Origin of the sequence: Klebsiella indica, from assembly GCF_005860775.1 — a bacterium.
GTDB lineage: Bacteria > Pseudomonadota > Gammaproteobacteria > Enterobacterales > Enterobacteriaceae > Klebsiella > Klebsiella indica.
On sequence record NZ_VCHQ01000015.1, the window covers coordinates 162713 to 172473 of the forward strand.

The window sequence follows — 9761 nt, forward strand, 5'->3', positions numbered from 1 at the left end:
CCTTACTTTAGCGGTGAGCGATTTCGCTCCAGGCCATAACGTTCGATCTCTTTATATGGCACGGTCCTGGACTGACGTTTACGAACGTCGACCAGCGTCACACGGTCAGTGCATGAATAGCAGGGATCGAGGCTACCTATAATCAACGGCGCGTCAGAAACCGTGTTTCCGCGTAACATGTAGCGCAGTACCGGCCAGTTGGCATAGGTGGCGGCGCGGCATCGCCAGCGAAACAGTTTCTGATTATCGCCGAGCATACTCCAGTGAACGTCTTCGCCACGCGGCGCTTCAACGTAGCCAAGCGCGAAGGCGTGCGGACGATAGCTGAAGCCTTCTGTGAGCAACGGCGTGTTGGGCAAGTTGTCGAGGGCGAATTCGATCATCGCCATCGAATCAAAGGTCTCTTTGACCCTGACCATCACTCTGGAGAAAACATCGCCGCCAGCGAAGGTGAACAGCGTTTTTGGCAGGTTGCCGTAATCGGCGTAGGGGTGATCGAATCGCAGATCGCGGGAGAAGCCACTGCCGCGAATCAACGGCCCCACGGGGCTGAAATCACGGGCGATCTGCCGGTCAAGGATACCAACCCCCTGCGTGCGCTGCTCAATATTTGGCGTGTCTAATAGCATTTCAACCAGCTCAGTGACTTCCGCGCGCATCTCTCTGACCAGTTGCAGCGTTTTCAGGCGCTGTTCTTTCAGAATATCCCGGCGAATTCCGCCAATCAGGTTAAGTCCGTAGGTTTTGCGTGAACCGGTTAACAGTTCCGCTATGGTCATTGATTTCTCTCGTACGCGGAAAAACTGCATAAAGCCGGTATCAAAGCCGACGAAATGGCAGGAAAGACCAAGATTGAGCAGATGACTATGCAGTCGCTCCACCTCCAGCAGGACGGAGCGAATGGTGTGTGCCCGCTGCGGAACCTCAATACCCAGCGCATTTTCCACAGATGTGGCGTAGGCCACGCTATGCGCAAAGCCACAAATGCCGCATACGCGATCCGACAAAAAGGTTACTTCGTTGTAACCCATGCGCGTTTCAGCAAGTTTCTCCATACCACGATGGACATAGAACAGGCGATAGTCCGCATCGACAATCTGCTCACCATCAACGAACAGCCGAAAATGGCCCGGTTCGTCAGACGTGATATGCAGCGGACCGATGGGAACAATCCGTGCGTCATTGTCGCCATCGTTAATGAAAGAATATGTTTCCGTATCAGTGGTCGGTTCCGGCCGCAGACGATAATCCATCGCATCTTTACGTAGCGGATGCATATCGTCTGGCCAGTCATCCGGTAACACCAGACGGCGTTGATCCGGCAGGCCGACAGGAATCAGACCGTACATGTCGCGAATTTCCCGCTCCCCCCAAACGGCGGCCGGGACGCGCGGTGTGACGGAGGGGAACTCCCGGCTATCGGCATCAACCAGTGCTTTAACCACAATCCAGCACTTTTCTTTTCCTTCAATTGAGAGCGCATAGTACACGGCGTAATGTCCGTTCAGGCTACGCTCGTCGTTGCCAAACAGAACAGGCAACCAACCTTCATGCTGGTAATAGAGATAATGCACCACATCCGGCAGCAGGTTAGTCTTCACGGTAATCGTAACCTGCGTTGGCGTCTGTCGCTCTTCCTCCAGTATGGCGCCGGGAAACTGTGCTTTTACCGCGGCCAGACAGGTTTCGCCGCAGTTTGAAGATAAATTAACGCTGTCCAAATAGTTCACTTTTATTCTCCGGTACTGAGGCGGTCGTGGGATTCATAAAATCTTGCCAGCCGTTTATTTGCACAGGCTGTTCATGCGAGCCTGAAAGGACAATGGCCGAGGCATTTTCCAGAATCTGGCTTACGGGGTGTGGAATATGCGTCCCCATGACCAGCATCATGACCAGCAGAATGGCCATCGGGGCAGTGGTCAGCCAGCCCAGTTCGCCGCGGCTCACGGCTTCCGGCGGGTGGGCAAACAGCACCCGCGCCACCATGCGCACCAGCCCTGCCAGTACCAGCGTCAGCAGCAGCAACAGCAAAATGGTGATGGCGATATGATCGCGGGCGAGGCCCGCCGCGACGGTCATGAATTCACTGAGGAAAATGTTGAACGGCGGCATTCCTCCCAGCGCCAGCGCGCCGCCGCCAAGTAACACGGCGCTAAAGGGCATGATCTTCAGCATACCGCAGACGACATCCAGATTGCGGGTGCCGTACTTCAGCAGTACGTTCCCCGAACCGCAGAACAGAAGGGTTTTCGCTAGACTGTGGTTGAGGGTATGGAGCAGGGCCGCCAGAATGCCCAGCGGACCGCCAATCCCCAGCGCGACGGCAATCAGCCCCATATTTTCCACGCTGGAATAGGCCAGCAGACGTTTCATATCCTGCTGCACGAGGATAAAAAATGCTGCCACGGCGACCGAAAGCAGACCAAATATAAGCAGTAGCTTGCTGGGGAAATCGCTGCCGATGGCATGGCAGATAATGATGTAGTAGCGAATCAGCACCAGTAATGCGCAGTTCAGCAACACCGCTGAGAGCAAGGCGCTGACCGGACTCGGCGCTTCGCTATGGGCATCCGGCAGCCAGGCGTGCATCGGGAACAGCCCAGTTTTGGTACCAAAACCAATCAGAATAAATACAAAAGCCAGCAGCATCAGCGTTGGATTCAGCCGCGTCGCCTCTTTAAGGACTTCCGTCCAGAAAATCGCCTGATTAGGGTCGGGCATAAAACTGGCGGCGTTGGCATAGACCAGCACCGTGCCAAACAGGCCGAAGGCGACGCCGACCGTACAGATGATAATGTACTTCCATGCCGCTTCGAGCGAGGAACGTTGCCCATAGATACCCACCAGAAACGCCGAACTTAGCGTCGTGGCTTCGATCGCCGCCCACATGACAATCAGATTGTTACTGGTGACCACCAGCAGCATGGTAAATAAAAAGAGATGGAAGAATCCGTAGTAGTCGCAGAGCGTGACCGGTGAGATCTCACCATGCGCGACTTCGTGGCGCATATAGCCAATCGAATAAATACCGGTGAGAAAGCCGATCGCGCCGAGAATCGCCAGAAACAATCCGCTCAGGCTATCAATATGCAGCCACTGGTGTGCGGCGAATATTTCGCCTTCACGTAAAGCTTCATTTACCGTCCATAGCGCCAGAATCAGCAGCAGTGTTATGCCCGCCGCATGCAGGATGGTGACTGTCCCGACAGCGGCATTTCCCATTATCCGGCAGGCAAAGCACAATAACGAGAAAACCAGTGGTACCAGCAACAGTAAGGTGAAGATGACAGAATGACTCATTTCATTATCCCTTAAGCGCAGTCAGGTTGTTCACGTCCAGCGTGCCGTGAACACGCCCTATCTTTCTGGCCAGCAGAACCATCACAATGACGGCGAAAATCGCGTCGGTGGCTATCCCGATCTCCACCAGTTCCGGCGCGCGCCAGGCGAGCAGCGCCAGTACCAGATGGGAACCGTTCTCCATCAGACAGTAGCCAAAGATTTGCCGCAGAATATTGCGCTGGCTGACGATGCACAGAAGGCCTAACAGGAAGTGGCCTAACGCCACCGCCAGCGCGGGCTTGAGGTCAACCGCCATCGGTAAATTCACCGGCTGAACGACGAAAGCGCATAGCAGAACGATGAGCGCTGCCAGTAACGCCATAATGGCGGGTCCGAACAATGCAGGTTGCGTATTAATCGTGGTCAATTTGCGCATGGCGAATCCCATAATTAATGGCACCATGACCACTTTGGTGATAAACGCGCCAATGGACCACATGAGTAATTGTTCAGCCGCAAAGACTCTGGATAACGTGACGAAGATAGATACCAGCACCAATGACTGGATGGCATAAAAAACACATGAAAGGCGGTGGCTTTTTACACTGATGACCAACAGCGATGTCAGCATCATCAGGCCCGCCAGATTATTAACAATCATTGTTCCGCTCATCCTTCACCTCCTTACTGAAGCCAGGCTGCGGCGATGACGCTGGATGCAAGCGACATCACAATCAGTACGACCAACACCACGCGCATAGAAAGCGGCAGCGGCGACGCGTGGGCAACCTCGTCGCTCGGCTTGCCTGGCACTACGCGCCCAAACCAGTAAATAAACCAGCCAAAGCTGGCGACAGATTCAATCAAAACCAGAATCATGGCGGGCAACAGTAGCCAGTACTGGTTTGAAAGGGTGAAGCCCGCGGCAAACAGCGGGTATTTACTGAAGAATCCATTGAACGGGGGCACGCCGGTAATCGCCAGCGCAGCGACGCAGAAACCCACGCCAGCCAGCGGCAACGTATGCAAAACGCCGCGTAGACGAGGCAGGAGACGTGTCCCGCAGCTATAGCTGAGAGAACCCGCCACCAGGAAGAACAGACTCTTAGCGAAAGCGTGGTTGACGATATAGGCAACCCCGCCTTCAAATGCGAGACGCGATCCAAAGGTTGCCAGTGAGAGTGCGAGGAAAATATACGCCAGCTGGGTAATTGTCGACCAGGCCAGCAAACGCTTCATGTCTTTCTGGGGGAGATACATCAGGAAACCATAAATAAGGGTTACCAGCGCCATCACCGCGCCGATCCCGCCAATGAGATGCGGGATATTTCCGCCCTCAAGAATGGCTCGCGCGAAGATATAGACCCCGACTTTAACCATCGATGCTGCATGGAGATAGGCGCTGACCGGTGTCGGCGCTTCCATCGCGTCGGGTAACCAGGCCTGCAACGGCAACTGGGCCGATTTCCCCCACGCGGCGAAAAGAATGCCGCCGTATACCAGATAACGGGCATTTCCCTGCAGCTCACTCAATGCGCTTAACGAGAAGGTGCCGGTTTGCAGGAACAGCGTGGCGGCAGCAAGATAGAGCCCAAGAGAGGCGATATGGGTAAGCAGAAGCGCCTTCAGTGCCGAACGTTGCGCTTTCTCGCTCTGATAGTAGCCAATCAACGCCCAGGAGCAGCCGCCGGTGATTTCGAAGAATATCAGCTGACCGAGAATCGTTGACGAGAGTACCAGCCCGGACATAGCGCCGATAAAAATCAGCAGAAACGCATAGTACCGGTTGCCGCCGTCATGCGGATGCTCGCGGTTCTTTTCCGTTAAATAGCCGGTGGAATAGAGGGCGACCAGCAGCCCCAGAAACACGACAACAAACAGGATCAGCGTGCTGAGCCTGTCGATGGTAAGGCCAAAAAGCACGACATCGCCAATACTGGCGAGGGAAATGGTGACAGCCGCTTTCCCTGCCAGATAAAAAACCGCTTCAAGCCACAACATGCTAAGGGTCGCCAGCAAGGCGAACAGCGTGCCCAGTTTCGCGGCCTGGCGCTGGGGCGAGAGCGAAACGACGAGTGCGCCGACGAAAGGCAGCAACAGTGTCGTCAGAGCAAGAGTTTCCATAATATGACGATGCTCCTTACAGACCGGTTAACCAAAAGACATACGACAGTGCGGCAAGGCCGAAGCCGAGCCAGGTCACATGATGCGTCAGTAAAAATCGTCCCCGCGCTAACGAGTTTTCTACGATGGATGCAATCACAAAAATCAGCAGTAGCTTGATGAGCGTGACGACCAGGGAGAGCAGCAGAGAGCCGAAAGAGAGGGTTTCAGCGCTGCCAAATGGCAGAAACAGGGTGATAAATAGCGATGCCATCACCACTTGTTTGAGGCCCACTCCCCACTTCACTAACGCTAGTCCGGCACCGGAGTACTCTGTCAGCGGCCCTTCCTGTAGTTCTTGCTCGGCTTCGGCCACGTCAAAGGGAATTTTCCCCATTTCGATAAAACAGGCGAAAGCGCAGGACAGTAACGCCAGCATCGTCGCGACAGGCGAAAGCCAGCCTGACGCCAGCGTGGTGCTGATGGCGGCGATATGGGTTGACCCTGAGATTAACGCGACGACCAGTAAAGCGAGGATTAGCATCGGCTCCACCAGAATGCCCAGCGTCAGTTCACGACTGGCGCCGATCCCGGAGAACGGGCTACCGGTGTCCAGGCCGGAAAGAGCAAAGAAGAAGCGGAACAAGGCAAACAAATAGATCAGCGTGATGATGTCACCGCCGCCAGCAAGAGGCGACGCCTGGACAAACAGCGGCAGCGCCATCGTGACAACCAGCATGCTGCTCAACAGCACCCAGGGCATCAGGCGGAACATCAGACCCGAAGAGGCCGGAGCCACCTCCTGGCGTTTTAATAGTTTGTTGAGGTCCCGGTAGTCCTGCCAGATGCCCGGTCCACGACGAGAATGCATTCTGGCGCGGATTTGCCGTGAAATGCCCGTGAATAATGGCGTGATCAACAGCAATATAAGCGCCTGTAACAGGGCAAAAATCACCAGATATCCGTCGGAGAGTTGATGTGTCATAGCGGTTTCCTCAGACGGCAATAGCCAACAGTAGAACAATCAGCGTGGCGACAACGTACAGGCAATAAAGGCGAAAATCGCCGCTTTGCAAGTGCTGTACGCGTTGCGCCAGCCTGTGTGTCGTCTGTACTATCGGGCGAATGATGTATTCATCCCAGAACGGTTCGGTGTGTTGCGCCACATGGGTCATGTGTGCCAGCCCTCCGGCAAGTGAGGCGCTGGGGTCGAGTTGTTTACGCATTCGGTAAAGCGCGGAGAACATGACGCGCAACGGCTGGGTAAAACTGCCAGCGGAAGGCGCCATCAGACTCTCCCAGCCGTACCCGCAGGCCCAGGCCTCGCCGGTGCGGCGGAAGGCGCCACGGCGTGGACGGTTTACCAGCCAGAACAGGCCCGGCAAAATGGGCAGGGCGATAAGCAACAGGAAGATTGCCGAGGGCGTCAGCAGGGTTTGATGCATTTCACCTGGAATGAGCGCTACGCCCTGGGTCGCCGGTATGGCCGAAACGGTGGTAAAGGTAAGCACGACAGACATGATTTGCGGCGCGACCCAACAGGCGAAAACACCGGTTAATACACATAGCGCAGCGAGTATCAACATGGCTACGGTCATCTGCCAGGGGGCTTCCTGCGCCTTTTCTGCTGCTTCACTTCGCGGCGCGCCGCAGAAACTGATACCGTACACTTTGACAAAACACATTGCCGCCAGCGCCCCGGTGATTGCCAGCATCACAATGGCGACAGGGCCAGCGAGACGCAGCACGATGTCGTCAATGCGGGTCATCGCGAAGAGTGACTGATAGGTGTACCACTCGCTGATAAATCCGTTGAGTGGCGGCATGGCTGAAATCGCCAGGCAGCCAACAAGAAACGCGCCTGCGGTCCACGGCATTCGCTTCGCCAGCGCACCCATTTTTTCCATATCGCGGGTGTGCAGACGCCAGATAATTGAACCGGCGCCAAGGAAGAGCAGACCTTTGAACAGGGCGTGATTAAGCAGATGAAAGAGGGCGCCCAGCAGGCCAACCGCCGCCAGCACGGGATAGTGCAGCGATAGTCCAATCATCCCGACGCCAACGCCGAGCAGGATGATGCCGATATTTTCGACGGTATGCCATGCCAGCAGGCGTTTGATATCGTGCTCCGCCAGGGCGTATAACACGCCCAGTACCGAGGATACGGCACCGAATGCCAGAACGACAATGCCCCACCAGAGCGCGATGCCGCTATGTCCCAGCAGATCGATACCGACTTTCAGCATACCGAAAATACCGATTTTCACCATCACGCCGGACATCAGGGCCGAGGCGTGCGACGGTGCCGCGGGGTGGGCGCGCGGTAGCCAACTGTGCAGCGGCAACATCCCGGCTTTGGCGCCAAAGCCGAAAAATGCTAACAAGAAGATGGCGGATGCCACGCCAGGTGAAAGCGAAGTTTGGCGGAAGCTGGCAAAATCGAGGCTGTCGGTCTCCCGCCAGAACAGGAAAAAGGCGATCATAATGAGCACAGATCCCGCATGGGCGATAAAGAAGTAGAGCATCCCCGCCCGGATAGATTCTTCATCTTGCTCAGCAATGACCAGAAACCAGGAGGCCAGCGACATCATTTCAAACAGCACGATGAACCAGAACGCGTTGTCTATCACCAGTAATCCGACCATTGATGCGATAAAGAGATTCATAAAAAAGCCCATTACCGCCGCACCTTTGCCGATGTATTCGCGCATATAAGCCAGCGAATAGAGCGCGCAGACCGTAACCAACAGTGAAATGACCAGCACCATAAAGGCAGAAAGCGTGTCCATGCGCACGCTGAGTTCAGCGAAGGGGAAGGGGGTTACAGCGTGCCAGGTTAGCGTTGTGCCGGATTTGAGCTGCGTGACGGCGCCAGCAATGCCGGCAATGCCGCCGAGCATGGCGCAAATGCCAGCCATATTAATGGCGCTTTTATCCCGTCCACAGAGCAACAGTGACGCTACCCCGCCAACGAGATACAGCGTCAGTGACCACATCAATAATTGCAGAGCATCCATTACAATTTTTCCGAAGTAAAGGAAAGAGAAGCCACACCGCCGTCGTTCAAATACTCTGCGGTAAGACGCTGCTTCTGTTTCACCTGCTGTTTTAAGAGATCGTCGGTAACCAGGTGCAGGGCATGAGTAACGCACGCACGCACGCAGGCTGGCCCTTCCGGAAGGAAATAACAGAGATCGCATTTCACTGCGATGGCCTGTACCCCCGCCTCCCAACGTAAAAAAGGATGCAGAGACGGCGTGCTTTCCGGTGTGTCGCTAAGCTCTCCTTGCGCCAGATGCGCAAACTGTTCTGGCGCGTTTACTGGTCGGCTTCCGGAAGGAACAATCGCGCCAAAAGGACATACCAGACCGCAAAGTTTGCAACCGATACAGAGTGTTTCGTTCAGTTGAATCGCATCGTTCTGAAGGGAGATGGCGTTAACCGGACAAACCTGCTTACAGGGGGCATCCTCACAGTGACGACAGAGGATGGGCGCGGTTTGTGTTGTCGTCTTTACCATCGCCAGTCTTGGATGTCGTTGTAGACCTTGTGTTTTATGCACCTCGGAACATGCGGCAAGACAGGTGTTACATCCTATGCACCACTGAGGATCGGCAACCACAAAGCGGTTCATGTCGGCTCCTTAACGAAGAAACAAAAAGTTCAGCTTTGTAATGCACAAACAATGCCATTATTTAAATTTAATAAAATCAAATGGTTGTGTTTTTATTCTCAAAAGGGAGAGGCAAAAGTGATGGTCATTAACGTTCGGGCGGAGGGACATTCGGCATTTTTGTCGAGGTAGTTGGAGGCGTAAATTTGCTGAAATTTTTAGCCTGTTTTTATGGCCTTCAGCGTCTGGGGGTTATAGCGTGTTAGCGGGTTTAGCACAGGGAGGTGGGCCTATCGTTGCCGCGGGCGGCTCGTGTACTGTGGCAGGTAAAAATCTTTACATCGCTGATAGCAAAAAAGCGCCTTTAGGGCGCTTTCAGACTGCTGACAAAGTCCTGGCTGAAAAGTCAGGACTTTGATCTAATAAGGTCAGTGCAATAAACGGACTGACCGCCATGCTCAGAGAACCCTCCCCACAGCAGTACCAGTTTGAAACTATCACCCTCGACGAACTCGTTCCCGGGGACCATCTGGTCCGCAAAATCGATGCCGTCATCGACTTTGAATTTATTCGCGATGCTGTGGCTCATCTCTACTGCCCCGATAATGGCAGGCCCGCCATTGACCCCGTCCGCCTGATTAAGATGATGCTGCTGGGCTACCTCTTCGGTATCCCCTCTGAGCGTCGCCTGGTCAAAGAAATCCAGGTCAACGTGGCCTACCGCTGGTTCCTGCGTATGGGCCTGACGGAGAAAGTCCCGGAT

Annotated in this window: 8 protein-coding genes; 1 reads left to right on the top strand and 7 read right to left on the bottom strand. The window is 54.8% G+C overall.

Features of this window, described 5'->3' with window-relative positions:
• Positions 1-2: 2 nt before the first annotated feature.
• Genes FE839_RS12490 through FE839_RS12520 form a run of 7 tightly spaced genes read right to left on the bottom strand, consistent with a single transcriptional unit; the run spans position 3 to position 9019 of the window.
• Positions 3-1721, bottom strand: a complete 1719-nt coding sequence (locus FE839_RS12490) for a hydrogenase large subunit (RefSeq protein WP_171034872.1) — start codon at positions 1719-1721, stop codon at positions 3-5.
• The gene (gene hyfF / locus FE839_RS12495; RefSeq protein ID WP_138361124.1) at positions 1708-3300 is read right to left on the bottom strand and encodes a hydrogenase 4 subunit F; all 1593 of its coding nucleotides are present in this window, start codon (positions 3298-3300) and stop codon (positions 1708-1710) included. Before hyfF ends, FE839_RS12490 begins: the two co-directional genes overlap by 14 nt.
• A 4-nt stretch (positions 3301-3304) precedes the next feature.
• On the bottom strand, positions 3305-3955 hold the full coding sequence (hyfE, locus tag FE839_RS12500; protein ID WP_138361125.1) for a hydrogenase 4 membrane subunit: 651 nt from the start codon (positions 3953-3955) through the stop codon (positions 3305-3307).
• Between the two features lie 11 nt (positions 3956-3966).
• On the bottom strand, positions 3967-5406 hold the full coding sequence (locus FE839_RS12505) for a hydrogenase 4 subunit D (RefSeq protein ID WP_138361126.1): 1440 nt from the start codon (positions 5404-5406) through the stop codon (positions 3967-3969).
• A 16-nt stretch (positions 5407-5422) separates the two neighbouring features.
• Positions 5423-6370 carry a respiratory chain complex I subunit 1 family protein gene (locus FE839_RS12510; protein WP_138361127.1) on the bottom strand — a complete coding sequence of 316 codons (948 nt, stop codon included), beginning with the start codon at positions 6368-6370 and terminating at the stop codon, positions 5423-5425.
• Positions 6371-6380: 10 nt separating this feature from the next.
• Positions 6381-8402: a hydrogenase 4 subunit B gene (gene hyfB, locus FE839_RS12515; protein WP_138361128.1), complete on the bottom strand. Its 2022-nt coding sequence runs from the start codon at positions 8400-8402 to the stop codon at positions 6381-6383.
• Positions 8402-9019: a 4Fe-4S dicluster domain-containing protein gene (locus tag FE839_RS12520; RefSeq protein ID WP_138361129.1), complete on the bottom strand. Its 618-nt coding sequence runs from the start codon at positions 9017-9019 to the stop codon at positions 8402-8404. Before FE839_RS12520 ends, hyfB begins: the two co-directional genes overlap by 1 nt.
• Positions 9020-9452: 433 nt before the next feature.
• Between FE839_RS12520 and FE839_RS12525 the strand changes: the two genes are divergently transcribed.
• A partial coding sequence (locus FE839_RS12525; protein ID WP_138361130.1) for a transposase occupies positions 9453-9761 on the top strand: 309 nt, incomplete at its 3' end.

Excerpts from the sequence above, each read along its gene's own strand:
- hyfF (WP_138361124.1), bottom strand. The coding sequence starts at position 3,300 with ATGAGTCATTCTGTCATCTTCACCTTACTGTTGCTGGTACCACTGGTT.
- hyfE (WP_138361125.1), bottom strand. The coding sequence starts at position 3,955 with ATGAGCGGAACAATGATTGTTAATAATCTGGCGGGCCTGATGATGCTG.
- FE839_RS12505 (WP_138361126.1), bottom strand. The coding sequence starts at position 5,406 with ATGGAAACTCTTGCTCTGACGACACTGTTGCTGCCTTTCGTCGGCGCA.
- FE839_RS12510 (WP_138361127.1), bottom strand. The coding sequence starts at position 6,370 with ATGACACATCAACTCTCCGACGGATATCTGGTGATTTTTGCCCTGTTA.
- hyfB (WP_138361128.1), bottom strand. The coding sequence starts at position 8,402 with ATGGATGCTCTGCAATTATTGATGTGGTCACTGACGCTGTATCTCGTT.
- FE839_RS12520 (WP_138361129.1), bottom strand. The coding sequence starts at position 9,019 with ATGAACCGCTTTGTGGTTGCCGATCCTCAGTGGTGCATAGGATGTAAC.